This is a genomic window from Rhodococcoides navarretei (assembly GCF_038069675.1).
Classification (GTDB): domain Bacteria; phylum Actinomycetota; class Actinomycetes; order Mycobacteriales; family Mycobacteriaceae; genus Rhodococcoides; species Rhodococcoides navarretei.
Genome location: NZ_JBBPCN010000001.1, coordinates 2,248,950 through 2,265,894 on the forward strand (window position 1 = coordinate 2,248,950; position 16,945 = coordinate 2,265,894).

Annotated in this window: 23 protein-coding genes; 16 read left to right on the forward strand and 7 right to left on the reverse strand. The window is 66.0% G+C overall.

The window, feature by feature from the left end; all coding sequences use genetic code 11:
- Positions 1-74: 74 nt before the first annotated feature.
- The gene (locus AABD04_RS10810) at positions 75-692 is read right to left on the reverse strand and encodes a DUF222 domain-containing protein (RefSeq protein WP_341441172.1); all 618 of its coding nucleotides are present in this window, start codon (positions 690-692) and stop codon (positions 75-77) included.
- A 78-nt stretch (positions 693-770) separates the two neighbouring features.
- Entirely contained in the window at positions 771-1,754 is a 984-nt protein-coding gene (locus AABD04_RS10815; protein ID WP_341441173.1) for a LysR family transcriptional regulator, read from the reverse strand.
- Between the two features lie 78 nt (positions 1,755-1,832).
- Between AABD04_RS10815 and AABD04_RS10820 the strand changes: the two genes are divergently transcribed.
- Positions 1,833-2,249: a DUF5997 family protein gene (locus tag AABD04_RS10820; protein ID WP_423228137.1), complete on the forward strand. Its 417-nt coding sequence runs from the start codon at positions 1,833-1,835 to the stop codon at positions 2,247-2,249.
- Here the strand turns inward: AABD04_RS10820 and AABD04_RS10825 are convergent.
- From AABD04_RS10825 to rhtB, 3 genes are read right to left on the reverse strand one after another with little or no spacing between them, the layout of a single operon-like run.
- Positions 2,246-2,629 carry a YchJ family protein gene (locus AABD04_RS10825; RefSeq protein ID WP_243594952.1) on the reverse strand — a complete coding sequence of 128 codons (384 nt, stop codon included), beginning with the start codon at positions 2,627-2,629 and terminating at the stop codon, positions 2,246-2,248. The genes AABD04_RS10820 and AABD04_RS10825 overlap by 4 nt on opposite strands.
- Positions 2,626-2,775 (reverse strand): hypothetical protein, encoded by a 150-nt coding sequence (locus tag AABD04_RS10830; protein ID WP_155289322.1) that lies wholly within the window; start codon positions 2,773-2,775, stop codon positions 2,626-2,628. Before AABD04_RS10830 ends, AABD04_RS10825 begins: the two co-directional genes overlap by 4 nt.
- Before the next feature lie 11 nt (positions 2,776-2,786).
- Positions 2,787-3,413: a homoserine/homoserine lactone efflux protein gene (rhtB, locus tag AABD04_RS10835; protein WP_341441174.1), complete on the reverse strand. Its 627-nt coding sequence runs from the start codon at positions 3,411-3,413 to the stop codon at positions 2,787-2,789.
- Between the two features lie 82 nt (positions 3,414-3,495).
- On the opposite strand from rhtB, the gene AABD04_RS10840 reads away from it, so the two are divergent.
- From AABD04_RS10840 to hisI, 12 genes are all read left to right on the forward strand, one after another.
- Positions 3,496-3,963, forward strand: a complete 468-nt coding sequence (locus tag AABD04_RS10840; RefSeq protein ID WP_243594950.1) for an SRPBCC family protein — start codon at positions 3,496-3,498, stop codon at positions 3,961-3,963.
- 113 nt (positions 3,964-4,076) lie between these two features.
- Positions 4,077-4,595, forward strand: a complete 519-nt coding sequence (locus AABD04_RS10845; RefSeq protein WP_341441175.1) for a DinB family protein — start codon at positions 4,077-4,079, stop codon at positions 4,593-4,595.
- Between the two features lie 89 nt (positions 4,596-4,684).
- Positions 4,685-6,037, forward strand: coding sequence for a histidinol dehydrogenase (hisD, locus tag AABD04_RS10850; protein ID WP_341441176.1), 1,353 nt, complete (start codon positions 4,685-4,687; stop codon positions 6,035-6,037).
- On the forward strand, positions 6,034-7,164 hold the full coding sequence (locus AABD04_RS10855; protein WP_341441177.1) for a histidinol-phosphate transaminase: 1,131 nt from the start codon (positions 6,034-6,036) through the stop codon (positions 7,162-7,164). The genes hisD and AABD04_RS10855 overlap by 4 nt, the downstream gene beginning before the upstream one ends.
- Complete coding sequence (hisB, locus tag AABD04_RS10860) at positions 7,161-7,784, forward strand: imidazoleglycerol-phosphate dehydratase HisB (RefSeq protein ID WP_341441178.1); 624 nt, start codon at positions 7,161-7,163, stop codon at positions 7,782-7,784. Before AABD04_RS10855 ends, hisB begins: the two co-directional genes overlap by 4 nt.
- 61 nt (positions 7,785-7,845) lie before the next feature.
- The gene (locus tag AABD04_RS10865) at positions 7,846-8,964 is read left to right on the forward strand and encodes an MFS transporter (protein WP_243595092.1); all 1,119 of its coding nucleotides are present in this window, start codon (positions 7,846-7,848) and stop codon (positions 8,962-8,964) included.
- Entirely contained in the window at positions 8,961-9,590 is a 630-nt protein-coding gene (gene hisH, locus AABD04_RS10870; protein WP_037192708.1) for an imidazole glycerol phosphate synthase subunit HisH, read from the forward strand. Before AABD04_RS10865 ends, hisH begins: the two co-directional genes overlap by 4 nt.
- Positions 9,587-9,802: a hypothetical protein gene (locus AABD04_RS10875; protein ID WP_341441179.1), complete on the forward strand. Its 216-nt coding sequence runs from the start codon at positions 9,587-9,589 to the stop codon at positions 9,800-9,802. The genes hisH and AABD04_RS10875 overlap by 4 nt, the downstream gene beginning before the upstream one ends.
- A gap of 112 nt (positions 9,803-9,914) precedes the next feature.
- Entirely contained in the window at positions 9,915-10,649 is a 735-nt protein-coding gene (priA, locus tag AABD04_RS10880) for a bifunctional 1-(5-phosphoribosyl)-5-((5-phosphoribosylamino)methylideneamino)imidazole-4-carboxamide isomerase/phosphoribosylanthranilate isomerase PriA (RefSeq protein ID WP_008715867.1), read from the forward strand.
- Between the two features lie 7 nt (positions 10,650-10,656).
- Positions 10,657-11,487, forward strand: coding sequence for an inositol monophosphatase family protein (locus AABD04_RS10885; RefSeq protein ID WP_341441180.1), 831 nt, complete (start codon positions 10,657-10,659; stop codon positions 11,485-11,487).
- Complete coding sequence (gene hisF, locus AABD04_RS10890) at positions 11,484-12,257, forward strand: imidazole glycerol phosphate synthase subunit HisF (protein ID WP_243594942.1); 774 nt, start codon at positions 11,484-11,486, stop codon at positions 12,255-12,257. The genes AABD04_RS10885 and hisF overlap by 4 nt, the downstream gene beginning before the upstream one ends.
- 15 nt (positions 12,258-12,272) lie before the next feature.
- Positions 12,273-12,626, forward strand: a complete 354-nt coding sequence (gene hisI, locus AABD04_RS10895; protein ID WP_243594941.1) for a phosphoribosyl-AMP cyclohydrolase — start codon at positions 12,273-12,275, stop codon at positions 12,624-12,626.
- Here hisI and AABD04_RS10900 read toward each other — a convergent pair.
- Both AABD04_RS10900 and AABD04_RS10905 read right to left on the reverse strand, forming a co-directional pair.
- Positions 12,617-13,123 carry a MarR family winged helix-turn-helix transcriptional regulator gene (locus AABD04_RS10900; RefSeq protein ID WP_341441181.1) on the reverse strand — a complete coding sequence of 169 codons (507 nt, stop codon included), beginning with the start codon at positions 13,121-13,123 and terminating at the stop codon, positions 12,617-12,619. The genes hisI and AABD04_RS10900 overlap by 10 nt on opposite strands.
- Positions 13,124-13,212: 89 nt before the next feature.
- The gene (locus AABD04_RS10905; RefSeq protein ID WP_243610006.1) at positions 13,213-13,674 is read right to left on the reverse strand and encodes a peroxiredoxin; all 462 of its coding nucleotides are present in this window, start codon (positions 13,672-13,674) and stop codon (positions 13,213-13,215) included.
- Between the two features lie 88 nt (positions 13,675-13,762).
- On the opposite strand from AABD04_RS10905, the gene AABD04_RS10910 reads away from it, so the two are divergent.
- The 3 genes from AABD04_RS10910 to trpC all read left to right on the forward strand — a co-directional run bounded on the left by AABD04_RS10910 (position 13,763) and on the right by trpC (position 16,882).
- Positions 13,763-15,331, forward strand: a complete 1,569-nt coding sequence (locus AABD04_RS10910) for an anthranilate synthase component I (protein ID WP_243610007.1) — start codon at positions 13,763-13,765, stop codon at positions 15,329-15,331.
- Positions 15,328-15,993 carry a TIGR02234 family membrane protein gene (locus AABD04_RS10915; protein WP_341441182.1) on the forward strand — a complete coding sequence of 222 codons (666 nt, stop codon included), beginning with the start codon at positions 15,328-15,330 and terminating at the stop codon, positions 15,991-15,993. Before AABD04_RS10910 ends, AABD04_RS10915 begins: the two co-directional genes overlap by 4 nt.
- 79 nt (positions 15,994-16,072) lie before the next feature.
- On the forward strand, positions 16,073-16,882 hold the full coding sequence (gene trpC / locus AABD04_RS10920; RefSeq protein WP_341441183.1) for an indole-3-glycerol phosphate synthase TrpC: 810 nt from the start codon (positions 16,073-16,075) through the stop codon (positions 16,880-16,882).
- Positions 16,883-16,945: the final 63 nt, after the last annotated feature.

Sequence of the window (16,945 nt, forward strand, 5' to 3'; positions counted from 1 at the left end):
GCACCTTGTTCGCCGAGGTAGAAGAAGGCATCGCGTCGCTTGCGTGGCTTGGGTTTACCGTCCTCGTCCTCGTCCTAGTCGTGATCGCCGTCGGGGTTGAGGATCGAGTCCAGGTTCGCCACCAACGGCGCAAAATCGTCGGGCCGTCTGGTCGACGCGTAACCCACCAACTGCTCCTCGGCGAGATCGCGGGTCTGCGGATCCACACTGGCAGGCAAGTGCTTGAAGAATTCGCGGATCATCTGCACGTGCTGGGCGTCGAGCAACCCGGCCCGTAATGCGTCGGCGGTATGCGGCAGCAACGGCGGCAGGACTTCACCCGAGAGTGCGGTGCGATCCCCCAATTCGGCAGCCAGGCGTACTCGTGCGCCTGCTGTTCGTGGGGTGATGCGCAGCATCCATGCCACCGACGACGGCACCGACCCCGGATACACATCAAGGCCGTGTTGAGCGATCAGCTCGTTGAGCCAGGTGTACGAGTACGCGGTCACCGATCGGGTGAGCGTTTCCATCCGCTGGATCACCGCACGCCGGTCGGCGTTCGTCCACGACACCGACGCCTGCCCGGCCAACTCCGCGACCGCGGACTCCACACGATCGACCAACACCGCCAACTCGGGATCGGACACAACAGGAGCGGGCGGCACCGTCTCGATGCCGTCCACCCCTGATCCGCCGTCCCCCGAAAGCATGAACAGAATCTACCGCGACCCACCGACACACTTTCGAACACACGTTCCCTGATGCTCAGGGGCCGCGTGGAGGCCGGCTCAGCGCCGTTTGCCGCTACGCCGCGCGTTCGTCTTCGTCTTGGCAACCGGGCGAGCAGGTTTCGAGGGGTGCGCTTTCTTCTTCTTGACCGGTGCCTCATCCGAGGGTCCGCGCGAGCTGCGGGTCGAGCGGCCACGGACGATGCCGATGAATTCCTCGATACGGTCGTCCTCGCGTTCGGCGACCCAGGCCAGTGCAATCTGTGACTGCTCGACGTCGGTCACCGGGCGGTAGACGAGGTCCTTACGGGCGTTGAACCGGGCGACCGAGTGGGGCACGATCGCCACTCCAAGCCCGGCGGCCACGTACTCGAACGTCTCCGCGACGGAATTCATCGGCGGAAGTTCCGGGCGATTGCCGACCACGAGTTCCGTTGCCACCGCTGCCCATTCGGGCACCGTCGCGGGATCGGCCAGCAGATGTTCGTCGGCGAGATCGGCTGCGGTGACCGAATCGAATGCTGCGACCGCGTGGTCCTTCGGTACCACCACGACTTGCACTTCCTGATAGAGACCGATGGCGTTGAGGCCCTCGCGATCGATCGGCGGACGAACGAAACTGACGTCGACCGTGCCGTCGTGCAGCGCAGACACCTGTGTCTGGGTCGTCGTCGCGACCACGGACAGCGCGGCGTCGGGGAACCGCTCCGCCCAGATGCGCGTCCACTTCGTCGTCGTCACTCCCTCGGCGTATCCGATGGTGAACGTCGTCGGCTCCGCTGCGGCAACCTGAGCGAGCTCCGACAGTCGATCGTGCTCGGCAATCTCCACCAGCGCCCGGTCGAGCAGGTCGCGACCGTCCTCGGTGAGCTCGGTGGGGGATGCCCCCGGTACGAACAGGTCGACGCCGAGCTGTTCTTCGAGTTCCACGACCGTCTTGCTCAGGCGGATCCGCGAGATCCCGAGCGACTGAGCGGCGCGCGCGAAATGCAGTTGCTGCGCCACCGCCGCGTACCAGCGCAGTGTCTGCACATCGATGTTCACGGTGTCGAGCCTATGGGACGACGTGGGCCGCGAGCGACCGTGGCGTCGAGAGCTCCCACAGCCGGATAAGCTGTTCCGGTGAGCCCGGAGAACAAGCAGCAGACCATGAAGCCATTGACCGCGGCGAACAAGCTCGGCATCTACCTTCCCGCAGCGCCCGAAGAGTTTCAGAACTCGATGGTCAGCAGGTCCGACCTGGACGCCTTGCGCAGCGATCCGCCGCAGTGGCTCACCGAACTGCAGACCAACGGCCCCTTCCCGCGCGACGTCATCGCGAAGAAGCTCGGCGTGTCCATCGCAGGCCTGGCTCGCGGCGGTGTCACTGAAGCGCTGACCACCGAAGCCATCGACGAGCTCATCGCGAGCCCGCCGCAGTGGCTCGTTCGCGAGCGTCGCACGCAGATCCAGGTGCGCAAGGACGCCGAGCGGATCAAGGAGAAGCAGGAAGCGCGTCGCACGGCGAGCAACCGGCCGACCAAGCTGCGCAACCTCTAGGCCGAGACGATCCCGTCGAGGTAGAGCCACCGGCCGTCCACTCGGACGAAGCGGCTCACCTCACTCATCGAGCCGGCCCCATCGGGATGCTTGTATCGAGCTCGGAACTCGACGGTTCCCGCGTCGTCGAACAATCCACCGGCGTCGGTTGCGAGAATGTCGAGTCGATACCACCGCTGATCGGAGTCCAACTCCAGCTCGGCCGGCGCGGTGTCGGGATGCCACGACGCGCGGAGATAGTCCACATCTGCAACGGCGAACGCGGTGAACCGAGATCGCATCAGCTTCTCCGCCGTCGGCGCGCTCGCATCCCCGCGCAGATACGGCTCACAGCATGCGTCGAACGTGTCGCCGCTCGAACACGGGCACCGTCCACTCACTCCGCTGCTTCCACTTCCACCGTGTAGGTACCGAGTTCGTGTTCATCCCGCTTGCCGACATCCTGGATCCAGGTGTTGGCCTCGAGCAGAGTGTCGAACAATCCCAGCGGAATCGGGTCGCCGCCGAGGGCATTCTTCATGATCACGCGGTACTTCCTCACGGCGTCACGCGCCGAACGGTCGCGAGAAACGTTGCCGCAGCGAAAAACATCCCGGCGAACGTGCGATTCATCGTCTTCTGTTGACGCTGCGATTTCATCAGCCGCAGAACCCGAGATGCCAGCGACGTGTATCCGGTCATCACCAGCATGTCGACCGCGACCATCGTGGCCGCGATCACGAGGTACTGAGTGAGCAGCGGTCGCGCTGGATCGAGGAACTGGGGAAGGACGGCGACCATGAACACGACGGCCTTCGGGTTGCTGGCGTTGACCAGGAATCCTCGGGCCAGCATCGTCGTTCCGCGATCGGCCACAGCCGGGGCGTCGGCGACATCGGTCGGGGCTGTACGCCACTGCCGGATGCCCAGGTAGACCAGGTACGCAACACCGAACCACTTGATGGCAGTGAATGCGAGGGCCGAGCTGGCCAGGACTGCACCCAGTCCGACGGCGACGATGCCGATCTGCAGGAGCAAACCGATCTGCAGACCGAAGATGTTCCAGTATCCGCGACGCAGGCCGTAGCGGAGCCCGGTGGACATCGACGCGATGGCACCGGCACCGGGGGAGAGACTGATGACGATGCTCGCACCGAGAAAGGCGAGCCACACTGACCAGGACATGCGTTCATTGAACTACGGCCGTCAACTCCGATTCGGCCCGGCCGTAGGTGTCGAACGTGCCGAGGCAGGGTAGGCCACCGAGATGGCAGACATCAGAAGTATCGACACCGGCCCTCAGCAGGTCACCCGCCAGACCGAAGTGCGGGCACCGGCGTCCGAACTGTTCGACATCGTGGCCGATCCCACCAGGCACGGCGAGCTCGACGGCTCAGGGACGGTCAAGGACACCGTCCGCGGTCCCGCTCGACTCAGCACCGGTGCGAAATTCTCTGTCGGCATGAAGCAATACGGCGTGCCCTACAAGATCACCAGCACCGTCACCGAGTTCGTCGACGCCGACAAGCACAAGGTCGTCGAGTGGCAGCACCCGATGGGACACAGCTGGCGTTGGGAGTTCGAGGAGAAGCAGCCGGGGCTGACCACGGTCACCGAGAGCTTCAAGTACGGCACCGCCAAGGTCCCGAAGGTGCTCGAGCTGTTCAAGATGCCGCAGAAGAACGCGCAGGGAATCAAGAGCACTCTGCACAACTTGGCCGCCCGCTACGCCTGACGGCCGAAGCGACAGCACTCGCTGTCCACAATTCGCGTTCGGACGCCGAATCGGATGTCTACGACGCGAATTGTGGACACACAGGTGAGTTGCCCTGATCTATTCTGACCGGCATGCCCATCGATCCCGACACCAAGAACTGGACCTGGGTACTCGAGCGAGCGTGCCCGGACTGCGGGTTCGACGCGAGTGCCGTCGATTACGACGACATCCCGGACCTGATCCGCGCCGACATCGAGCGATGGCATGCCGTCCTGCGGCGCGACGACGTTGCAGTCCGCCCCGACGACTCGACGTGGTCCGCGCTCGAATACGCCGCGCACGTACGTGACGCGCACCGCATCTTCCGCACCCGGCTGGCACTGGTGTCGACCGAGGACGATCCCGAGTTCGCGAACTGGGATCAGGACGCCACCGCGCTGGCCGAGAACTACAACGCACAGAATCCCGCGACAGTCGCATCGGAACTCGGTGACGCCGCACGCGCCCTCGCCGACGATTTCGCTGCCGTTCCGCCGGGGAATCGGCAGCGGACCGGTCGACGAAGCGACGGGTCGAACTTCTCGGTCGAATCACTCGCCGCCTACTACATTCACGACCCTGTCCATCATCTGTGGGACGTGCGGGGCTGAGCCGAATTCGGTGGAACTATCCTGGGTGTTCGGACAACACTGATTCGACCGAACCCCGGCACCGAACCGACTCCACGAAGGGGCCCATTATGCCTGCCCGCATCGAGCTCGCCCGCGTCGATCTACGCGGACGAACTCCATCCACCGCCGAACTACGCGGCGCACTTCCCCGAGGCGGAGTGGATGTCGATTCGGTGCTGCATCAGGTTCGACCCGTCGTCGAGGCCGTCAAGGAACGTGGCACCGACGCTGCGCTCGAGTTCAGTGAGACGTTCGACGGCGTCCGGCCGGACCGCATACGCGTCCCGCAGGAAGCGCTGGTCAAGGCCCTCGCCGAGCTCGACTCCGACGTCAGAGCAGCCCTCGAGGTCGCGATCGAACGAACCCGCCTCGTGCACTCGGACCAGCGCCGAACCGACCACACCACCCAGGTGGTACCCGGCGGCACCGTCACCGAACGCTGGATCCCGGTCGATCGCGTCGGCCTGTACGTGCCCGGCGGCAACGCCGTGTACCCATCGTCGGTGGTGATGAACGTCGTGCCCGCACAGATTGCAGGCGTCGGCTCCCTGGTGGTGGCGTCGCCGCCGCAGAAGAACTTCGGCGGACTGCCTCACCCCACCATCCTTGCTGCGGCGCAACTGCTCGGCGTCGACGAGGTCTGGGCGGTCGGCGGCGGCCAGGGTGTGGCACTCCTCACCTACGGCGGCGTCGACACCGACGGCGGCGAGCTGGCTCCGGTCGACCTGATCACCGGTCCCGGCAACATCTACGTCACGGCCGCGAAGCGTCTGTGTCGCTCGCTCGTCGGAATCGACTCCGAGGCTGGCCCCACCGAGATCGCGATTCTCGCCGACGCCACCGCGGACCCGGTTCACGTGGCGGCGGACCTCATCAGCCAGGCCGAACACGACGTGATGGCGGCCAGCGTGTTGGTCACCGACAGCATCGAACTCGCCGATGCCGTGGACCAGGCCGTCAACGCACAGATGGCATCGACGCGACACGCAGAGCGGGTGGCGACCGCGCTGAACGGGAGCCAGTCCGGCATCGTGCTGGTCGACGACGTCACGCAAGGCTTGGCTGTGGTCAACGCCTACGCCGCCGAGCACCTCGAGATCCAGACGAAGGACGCCTCCGACGTCGCAGCTCGGGTACGCAGCGCCGGTGCCGTGTTCGTCGGTGCGTGGTCACCGGTGAGCCTCGGTGACTACTGCGCTGGTTCCAACCACGTGCTCCCGACGGCCGGATGCGCACGGCACTCGTCCGGCCTGAGCGTGCAGACGTTCCTGCGCGGCATCCACGTGGTGGACTACAGCGAGTCCGCTCTGAAAGACGTTGCAGCGCATGTCATCGCGCTTGCCAACGCAGAGGATCTGCCGGCCCACGGCGAAGCGGTGCGGCTCCGGTTCGAGGGGCTGCGTACCGGTGATCCATCATGACCGATGCTCTGGGACAGTCGATCTCGCTCGACGACCTCCCGCTGCGCGAGGCGCTGATCGGCAAGTCGCCGTACGGAGCCCCGCAGCTCACCGTGCCGGTCCAGCTGAACACCAATGAAAATCCGCACCCGCCGACCCAGGCGTTGATCGACGATGTGGCGGACTCCGTTCGCGTCGCGGCCGGTCAGCTGCACCGCTACCCGGATCGCGATGCGGACGAGTTGCGAGCAGACCTCGCGCGCTATCTGACCGAGCAGACAGGTTTCGCGGTCGACACTGCCAACGTGTGGGCGGCCAACGGCTCCAACGAGATTCTGCAGCAGTTGCTGCAGGCGTTCGGGGGACCGGATCGCACCGCACTGGGCTTCGTGCCGTCTTACTCGATGCACCCGATCATTTCTTCGGGGACGCAGACCGAATGGATCCCGGCGAAGCGTCGGGCAGATTTCTCGCTCGACGTCGACTACGCGGTGCAGGCGATCGAGGAGCGTAAGCCCGACGTCGTGTTCGTCACCAGCCCGAACAATCCGACGGGCCACAGCATCGACGAGGCGGATCTGCGCCGGATCCTCGACGCCGCACCGGGAATCGTGGTGGTCGACGAGGCCTACGCGGAATTCTCTTCCGCGGCAAGCGCGATCGGGTTGATCGAGAGTTACCCCAGCAAGATCGTGGTCAGCCGAACCATGAGCAAGGCGTTCGCGTTCGCCGGCGGTCGGCTGGGATATCTGGTGGCCGCCCCGGCCGTCGTCGACGCAATGCTGTTGGTGCGCTTGCCCTATCACCTGTCGGTCGTCACGCAGGCCGCTGCGCGAGCAGCGTTGCGGCATGCCTCGGACACTCTCGGGAGCGTGGCCGAGCTCTCCGCCGAACGAGATCGGGTGGCAGCGTCTCTCGGCCGCCAGGGCTACGACGTGGTGCCGTCCGACGCCAACTTCCTGCTCTTCGGCCGGTTCTCCGATGCGGCCGCCACCTGGCAGCGATACCTGGACGACGGCGTGCTCATCCGGGACGTCGGAATTCCCGGATACCTACGCGTCACCATCGGACTGGCGCACGAGAACGACCGATTCCTCACCGTCAGCGCACAACTTGCATCGACCGAAACAGCAGAGGCACCGAAGTGACCACACCCGCTCCCCGTATCGCCAAGATCGAGCGCACCACCAAGGAATCCGACATCTCGGTCGAGCTGAACCTCGACGGCACCGGAATCGTCGACATCTCCACCGGCGTTCCGTTCTACGACCACATGCTCACCGCGCTCGGTACCCACGCTCGTTTCGATCTGACGGTGCGCGCAAAGGGCGACATCGAGATCGAGGCGCACCACACCGTCGAGGACACTGCGATCGTGCTTGGCCAGGCGCTCGGTCAGGCCCTCGGCGACAAGGCGGGCATCACCCGGTTCGGCGATTCGTTCATTCCGATGGACGAAACGCTCGTGCACGCCGCCGTCGACGTGTCCGGTCGTCCGTACTGCGTACACACCGGTGAACCCGACTACATGGTGCACTCCGTCATCGGCGGATACCCGGGCGTTCCGTACTCCACGGTGATCAACAAGCACGTGTTCGAGACGCTGGCGTCGAACGCTCGGATCGCACTGCACGTCCGGGTGATCTACGGCCGCGACCACCATCACATCACCGAAGCCGAGTTCAAGGCAGTCGCTCGGGCACTGCGTCAGGCCACCGAGTACGACCCTCGCGTAACCGGTGTGCTGTCCACCAAGGGAAGTCTGTGATCGATCGATCGGCGCTCGTGCGTTGAGTGGCCTGAGCTCCATCCGCGGCCTGCCGGCCGCGATGGCCATGGGCGCGGCCTCGTTCGGCGGTTGGGGTTTGCTGCTTCCGGTGGTTCCGCTCGCCGTGTCCCAGTCCGGGGCATCGGACGCGGTGGCGGCTGCCAGCACCGCGATCTTCATGACCACCACGGTGATCACGCAGCTGTTCGTACCACGCATGCTGATGCGAGTCGGGCACCGCGCAGTTCTCGGAGCGGGCTGTCTGCTCCTCGGAATGCCTGCGCTGTTGTTCATCGTCTCTGTCGAGGCCGTCCCGGCGTTGGCCGTGTCCGCCTTGCGGGGCACCGGTTTCGGAATGTTGACCGTCGCCGGTGCCGCGATCGTCGCCGAGCTCGCTCCGACAGCGTTGCTCGGCCGGGCGACGGGGGCGCAGGGTATCGCCGTCGCCTTGGCTCAGATGGTCACTCTGCCACTGGGTCTGGTGATCTTCGCGGCGAGTCCGACGGCCGTATTCGTACTCGGTGCACTGGTGCCCGCAGCAGGCCTGATCGGCGTCGCGCTGTTGCCACCCACCCGGCCCGCGCCGCAGCCGCCCAAGCTCGAGCGGGTTCGCCTCGACAAACGCCAATTTCTGGTGCCGTGTCTCGTCGTGGCCTCGGTGTCCGCTGCGTACGGCGGAATCACCAGTTTGCTGCCGATCGCCGAGTCGAACCGAGCCGCGATGATCGGCCTCGCACTGGCCGTCGTCAGCGCAGCGATGCTCGTCGGGCGTTACGCCGCGGGGTCGGTGGCGGATCGAGTAGGAATCGGGCGTTCTGTGGTTCCGGCACTGGTGTCGGCGGCCATCGGCATCGCTCTGTTCGCGCTCGCTGCGCTCGGCAACATGCCGGCGGCGCTGTTCTTCGTCGCAGCCGTCCTGTTCGGAGTCGGGTACGGAGCATGCCAGAACGACAGTCTCGTGATGGCGTTCGACGCAGCCGGACCCTCCCGCTACAGCAGCGCAAGCGCCGTCTGGAACATCAGTTTCGACGCCGGTACGGGGGCGGGCGCGCTTGCCCTCGGCGTGCTGGCAACAAGTGTGGGGTACACCGCGGGATTCACCGCAGCCGCAGCCACGGTTGTCGCCGTCGCGGCGGTGGCGCTCGTCGCGAGACCACGCCCCGATAGACTTCCCGCATGACTTCTGTGGTGTTGCTCGATTACGGCTCGGGCAATCTGCACTCGGCGAAGAGGGCACTCGCCCGGGTCGGTGCCGACGTGACCGTGACCTCGGACTTCGACGAGGCCCTGAACGCAGAAGCACTGGTCGTTCCCGGTGTCGGAGCGTTCGCCGCCTGCATGGAAGGTCTGCTGGCGGTGAAGGGCGACCGCATCATCGGTCGACGTCTGGCCGGCGGACGACCCGTGCTGGGCATCTGTGTCGGAATGCAGATCCTGTTCGATCGCGGGGTCGAGTTCGGTGTCGAGGCGAACGGGTGTGGGGAGTGGCCGGGAACGGTCGAGCGGCTGCAGGCCGAGGTGCTGCCGCACATGGGGTGGAACACCGTCGAGGCCCCGGAGAAGAGCGTGCTGTTCGACGGCATCGATCCCGAGACCCGGTTCTACTTCGTCCACTCCTACGCCGCACAACAGTGGGAACTCGAACCCAGCGACACCATCGCCGCCCCGTTGCTCACCTGGGCCGACCACGGCGGACGGTTCCTCGCCGCGGTCGAGAACGGTGCACTCTCGGCCACTCAGTTCCACCCGGAGAAGTCCGGTGACGCAGGTGCCGCACTTCTGGAGAACTGGGTTCGGTCGGTGTGAGCGACCGCGAGTTCTCGCTCGGCCGGTTGGCTTTCAAGTCGTTGGGCGCGGCCGTGGTCGTGCTGGCCCTCGCCACGGCTGCTATAGCACTTCTGCGCCCGAGCGCCGGGGTGGCCCTGATCATCGCGTTGGCCGGTGTGATCGGAGCGATCGCGGCAATGGGAGTGGTGTCCACTCGCATCACGCGCCGGGAACTCGGCCCGGAAGATTGACCCGCCGTTCCCGCAGGCTCCACTCCCGGACCAAGATGGGTCGTTCCCGCAGGCTCCACTCCCGGCGACCCGTTTTGAGTTCACGCCCGCTCGGCCCGTAGCATAACCGCACGTGAGCCTGGTCTTATTGCCTGCTGTCGATGTCGCAGGCGGCGAAGCTGTCCGTCTCGTTCAAGGAGAAGCAGGAAGCGAAACGAAGTACGGGTCGCCTCGCGATGCCGCCCTCGCGTGGCAGAACGACGGAGCCGAGTGGGTGCATCTCGTGGACCTCGACGCTGCGTTCGGACGCGGATCCAACCGCGAGCTTCTGGCGTCGGTCGTCGGCGAGCTCGATGTCAAGGTGGAGCTCTCGGGCGGAATTCGTGACGACGAGTCGCTGCGCGCTGCACTCGCGACCGGGTGCGCGCGAGTCAATCTCGGCACCGCAGCCCTCGAGGATCCGCAATGGTGCTCCCGCGCGATCGGCGAGTTCGGAGATCGCGTCGCCGTCGGTCTGGACGTGTTGATCGTGGACGGAGCACCGCGTTTGCGCGGACGCGGTTGGGTCAGTGACGGCGGCGACCTGTGGGAGGTTCTCGAGCGGCTCGAGCGCGACGGGTGTTCGCGCTACGTGGTCACCGATGTCACCAAGGACGGCACGTTGACCGGGCCCAACCTGGAACTGCTCGCCGACGTCTGTGCCAAGACCGACAAGCCGGTCATCGCGTCGGGCGGCGTGTCCACGATTGCGGATCTGGAAGCGATCGCCGGACTGGTCGACCGCGGTGTCGAAGGTTCCATTGTCGGAAAGGCCCTGTACGCCGGACGTTTCACGCTTCCGGACGCCCTCGCTGCGGTGTCTCGGTAGCCCAGGAATGACCCTTCCCGAGGAACCGACTCGTCTACTGGAGATCGCCGGTGGTCTGCTCGACGGCATCCACGATCGGTTCGTCGCGGGCGTCGGCGCACCGAGCGCAGTGCAGAAGGGCCCCGATGATTTTGCCACCGCTGTGGATCTCGAACTCGAGCGTCGGCTCGGTGCGGAATTGCACGAGGCCACCGGAATCGCCGTTCACGGTGAGGAGTTCGGAGGACCGGACCTGAACTCCGGACTCGTCTGGGTGCTCGACCCGATCGACGGCACCTTCAACTACTCGTCGGGATTGCCCTCGGCCGGAACGTTGTTGGCGCTGCTCGACGACGGTGAGCCGGTCCTCGGACTCACCTGGTTGCCCCTGGTGGATCAGCGTTTCGCCGCTGTGGCAGGCGGTCCGCTGTTGCTCAACGGCGTCGCGCTTCCGGCGCTGCAGCCGAAGATGTTGCGTGAATCCATGATCGGGTTCGGTGCGTTCAACGTCGCCAGTCGCGGTTCGCTGCCGGGTCGGTTCCGATTCCGTATTCTCGAAGAGTTGTCGATGCACTCCTCACGACTGCGGATGCACGGTGCCACCGGGGTCGATCTGGCCTACACGGCCAGCGGAGTTCTCGGCGGCGCGGTGGTGTTCGGTCACCGTGCCTGGGATAACGCGGCAGGCGCACTGCTGGTGCGTGCGGCGGGCGGAATCGTCACCGATCTGACGGGCGAACCGTGGACCGTCGATTCGTCGTCCGTGCTGGCAGCCGGGCCGGGAGTGCACGACGAGTTGCTGAAGGTGATCACCGAACTCGGTGATCCCGTCGACTACCTGGAAGGACCTGGGCGATGAGCGTCGCGGTCAGAGTGATTCCGTGCCTCGACGTCGACGCCGGGCGCGTCGTCAAGGGAGTGAACTTCGAAAACCTCCGCGACGCAGGCGATCCGGTGGAGCTTGCGGCCGCCTACGACGCGCAGGGAGCCGACGAGTTGACCTTCCTCGACGTCACCGCGTCGACGTCGGACCGAGGCACGATGCTCGACGTCGTCAGTCGCACCGCCGAGCAGGTGTTCATTCCGCTCACCGTCGGTGGGGGAGTACGCACCGTCGCCGACGTGGATCGACTGTTGCGGGCCGGGGCCGACAAAGTGAGTGTCAACACCGCTGCGATCGCCCGGCCGGAGTTGCTGCGCGAGCTCAGCGAACGATTCGGCTCGCAGTGCATCGTGCTCTCGGTCGACGCCAGAACAGTTCCCGACGGACAGCAGGACACCCCGTCGGGATGGGAGGTCACCACTCACGGTGGCAAACGTGGCACCGGCATCGACGCCGTCGAATGGGCGGTTCGTGGCGCAGAGCTGGGCGTCGGGGAGATCCTGCTCAATTCGATGGATGCCGACGGAACGAAAGCCGGATTCGATCTACCGATGATCGCTGCCGTGCGGTCTGCGGTGCACGTGCCGGTGATTGCCAGCGGTGGAGCAGGCGTCGTGGAACATTTTCCGCCTGCTGTTCAGGCGGGTGCCGACGCCGTCCTCGCCGCGAGCGTCTTCCATTTCGGAGATCTCACCATCGGCCAGGTCAAAGATGCGATGCGCGCCGAACGCATCGTCGTCCGATAGCGAAAAGGATCAGCGATGACACTCGACCCGACGCTGTCTGCGCGTCTCAAGCGCAACGAGGCCGGACTGTTCAGCGCCGTCGTGCAGGAACGGTCGACCGGTCAGGTGCTCATGGTCGCCTGGATGGACGATGAGGCGCTCTCCCGAACTCTCGAAACCCGCAAGGGCACATACTATTCCAGGTCCAGGCAGCAGTACTGGGTCAAGGGCGAGACGTCGGGTCACACGCAGTACGTGCACGAGGTTCGGCTCGACTGCGACGGTGACACCGTGCTTTTGGTCGTCGACCAGGTCGGCGCGGCCTGCCACACCGGCGCTCACACCTGCTTCGATACCGACGTCCTGTTGAGCCCAGACGCTCAGGCGTGACCGGTTCCGGCCGCGATTCCCTTGTCCAACTGGGCCAGTAGAGTCGAACTCAGGGTCCCGAGCTGCTCGACCTCCGCGTCGGACAGACCCTCGAACACCAGCGACTGCACCGTGCCGACGTGACCGGGTGCCGCTTCCACGACCTTGGCCATGCCTGCGTCGGTCAGCACAGCGTAGGAACCGCGGCTACCCGGGATCGACTCGCGCTTGACCCACCCGGCCTTCTCGAGCTTGGTCACCACGTGTGACAGGCGCGAGAGCGAGGCATTGGCGTACTCGGCCAGATCGCGGAGCTGGATCCGTCGCTGTGGATTCTCGCTGACCGTCGCGAGGACGAAGTAGTCGAAGTGAGTCAGCTGCGAATCGCGCTGCAGCTGAGCGTCCAACGCTGCCGGAAGTCGAGTGACCAGAGCGACGAGCGACCGCCATGCCTCCTGTTGACTCTCGGTGAGCCAACGGGGGTCCACCGTGTGCTGCGGTGTCGCCGACGTATCCATCGCGGGGAACCTCTCGATCAAGTTAGTTGTGAACTGCACATGATGCCTCGAGGGTCCCCCCACCCGAGGCATCGCGTCGGACAGTGCTCTTAGGTGCGATGTGCCCGCAGGTACTCCAGAGCCTTGTCCGCATGGGCTTCGAACCGTACTTCGCTGGAGAAGGTCTCGAGGACCTTCCGGTCGGTGCCGATGACGAACGTCGCGCGCTTGACCGGGGACAGCTTGGCCAGCAGCCCGCGCTTGACGCCGAATGCGGTGGCGACGGTGCCGTCCTCGTCGGAGAGCAGCGGGTAGTCGAAGGACTTGGAGGCGGCGAACTCGGCCTGCTTGGCGACGGCATCGGCGCTGATGCCTACTCGGGTGGCTCCGACCTCGGCGAACTCCGAGGCGAGGTCCCGAAAATGGCACGCCTCGGCGGTGCAACCGGGGGTGAAGGCGGCGGGGTAGAAGAACAGCACTATCGGACCGTTCGAAAGCAAGTCGGTCAGAGTTCGGGTCTCACCGGTCTGGTCCGGCAGGGAAAAATCGGGAACGAGCTCGCCTGGTTTCATGCTCGGCAGGTTACCGCGAGCGACGACCCTGCTGCCGGAGCGGAGCCTGCGGAGTGACCCGTTGTGTCGAACCTGGGAGGATGGAGCAATGCACGGCGAGACGACCACGGATCCCAGCCCCACTCCCGACACCGAGAACTCGGACTCGACCACCTCGCGTGAGGTGTTCCGGCATCTCGCCGCAGAGCACCGCGTGGTGCCGGTGACGCGAAAGGTGCTCGCCGACTCCGAGACTCCGCTGTCGGCGTACCGCAAGCTCGGTGCCGACCGACCCGGAACCTTCCTGCTCGAGTCCGCGCAGAACGGCAGTTCGTGGTCCAGGTGGTCGTTCATCGGTGCAGGCGCTCCGGCGTCGCTCACGGTCATCGACGGTGAGGCCGCATGGCGCGGCAACGTCCCCGCGGGGGTGCCGAGCGGGGGCGATCCTCTCGAAGTGCTGGCGCGGACGTTGGAGCTGCTGCACTCGGAGCGGCTGCCCGGTCTGCCCCCGTTGACCGGCGGCATGGTGGGTTACCTCGGATACGACTCGGTGCGGCGCATCGAGAAGCTGCCCGAGCACGCGCAGGACGACCTCGGTGTGCCCGAGATGGTCATGCTGCTCGCGACCGATCTCGCGGCCGTCGACCACCACGAGGGCGCGATCACCCTGATCGCGAACGCGGTGAACTGGAACGGAACCGACGAGCACGTCGACGAGGCGTACGACGACGCGGTGCGTCGTCTGGATCGGATGTGTGCGGACCTTTCGAAGCCCGCCGACTCCACCGTTTCCACCGTGTCCAAGCCTGCGCCGCAGTTCCGCAGGCAGCGCACGTCCGAGGGCTTCGGTGCCGACGTCGCTCGCCTGGTGGAGGAGATCGAAGCAGGTGAGGCGTTCCAGGTGGTGCTCTCACAGCGCTTCGAGATGGACACCGATGCATCACCCCTCGACGTCTACCGAATGCTGCGAGCGTCCAATCCCAGCCCGTACATGTATCTGATGCACGTACCGGGGGAGAACGACGAGACGGCTTTCTCCATCGTCGGATCGAGCCCGGAGGCATTGGTGACGGTGGTCGACGGTCTCGCCACCACGCATCCGATCGCGGGCACGCGTTGGCGCGGTACGTCCGAGGAAGAGGACGTGTTGCTCGAGAAGGATCTGCTCGCCGACGAGAAGGAGAACGCCGAGCACCTGATGCTCGTCGATCTGGGCCGCAACGATCTCGGACGCGTCTGCGCTCCCGGCACGGTGCGAGTGAGCGACTACCGCCACATCGAGCGCTACAGCCACGTCATGCATCTGGTGTCGACGGTCACCGGACGGTTGGCCGAGGGCAAGCGCGCCCTCGACGCGGTCAAGGCCTGTTTCCCGGCAGGCACCCTGTCCGGGGCACCCAAGGTGCGCGCGATGGAACTGATCGACGAGCTGGAGCCGACGCGACGCGGCATCTACGGCGGCATCGTCGGCTACCTCGATTTCGCGGGGGACGCCGACACTGCCATCTCGATTCGCACCGCTCTGATCAAGGACGGCACCGCATACGTTCAGGCCGGGGCAGGCGTCGTGGCCGACTCCGTTGCGGAATACGAGGACGACGAGGCACGGAACAAGGCGATGGCGGTGCTGGGAGCCGTCGCCGCTGCGGAGTCGCTCCGTGAGGTGGGCGGCCGATGACCGAGCGATCCGGTCGCCGCGGGTCGGCCGCTCTACCCGTCGCCCTCCTCGTCGTTGCTGCGGCGTGCCTGTGGGGCGCGTCGAGAATGACATGGGTTCGGGTGACATCCTTCGACGGTCTCGGAGAGAGCCGAACCGACGAGCTTCTCGGCAGCACCTGGGCTGCTGCTACGACGCCCCTGGCACTGGTGTTGGTAGCGGCGATCGCAGCGTCCTTCGCGGTGCGGGGGTGGGCTTCTCGGGTGCTCGCCCTGCTGATCGCCGTGGTGGCCGTGGCGGCGGCAATCCCGGCCGTTCGACTGCTCATTGCCGGGGCATCCGACGCGGAGTCCGCGGCGCTCGCAGAGCTTCCTGCACGCGCGCAGGTCTCGATGACGGACGTCTCGGTCCTGCCGGCGATCGTCACCCTCGTGGGTGCGGTCTGCGCCCTCGCTGCGGCAGTGGTGTCGATTCGGAAAACATTTGCCCCGCAGGTACTCTCGTCCAAGTACGACGCCCCGGCGGTGCGTCGCGACGAGGTCGCTCGGCGTGCGCGCACCACGGCATCCGGCACCGGCGCGCAGGACGAGGGGGAGGACCTCACCGAGCGCATGATGTGGGACGCGCTCGACGCCGGTGAAGACCCTACCGACGAGTCCGGTACCCGGCGTTCGTCGGATTGAAACGGACCTCTACGCTAGATCCGACCCCGATGAGATTCCTCACATCGGACGTCGACGCTCAGAAAGGACTGGGGGCACCATGACTGTTCTCGACTCGATTCTCGACGGTGTACGAGCCGACGTGGCCGCGCGTGAATCGGTGGTCGATTTCGCCGCCGTGAAAGCAGGAGCGAAGGCAGCCCCGGCCCCTCTCGATGCGGCGGCGGCGCTGCGCGAGGACGGCATCGGCGTCATCGCCGAAGTGAAGCGGGCCAGCCCGTCCAAGGGTGCGTTGGCCGACATCGGCGATCCGGCCGTTCTTGCCCGCGCGTACGAACAGGGCGGCGCTCGCATCATCAGCGTTCTCACCGAGGAGCGTCGGTTCCGCGGGTCTCTCGCAGACCTCGACGCCGTCCGGGCCGCCGTCTCGATTCCCGTGCTGCGCAAGGACTTCATCGTCGGTCCGTACCAGATTCACGAGGCTCGGGCGCACGGTGCCGACGTCATCCTGCTGATCGTCGCGGCGCTGGAGCAGGACGCGTTGACGTCGTTGCTCGACCGCACCGAGTCGCTGGGTATGACGGCGCTGGTCGAGGTGCACACCGAGGCCGAGGCGGATCGCGCCCTCGAGGCCGGTGCCAGCGTCATCGGCATCAACGCCCGCAATCTCAAGACACTCGAGATCGATCGTGACAGCTTCGGTCGTATCGCGCCCGGGTTGCCCAGCGAGATCATTCGTATCGCGGAGTCCGGAGTGCGGGGCACAGCAGATCTGCTCGCTTACGCCGGTGCCGGTGCCGACGCGGTACTCGTCGGCGAGGGCTTGGTCACCGCAGGCGATCCGCGCACGGCCGTCTCGGACCTGGTGACGGCGGGAACGCATCCTTCGTGCCCCAAGCCCGCGCGCTGACCCAGCACCAGACCCGAGCGCGGCGACGGTCCGCCGTTGGGGCACACTGGACCGGTGAGCACC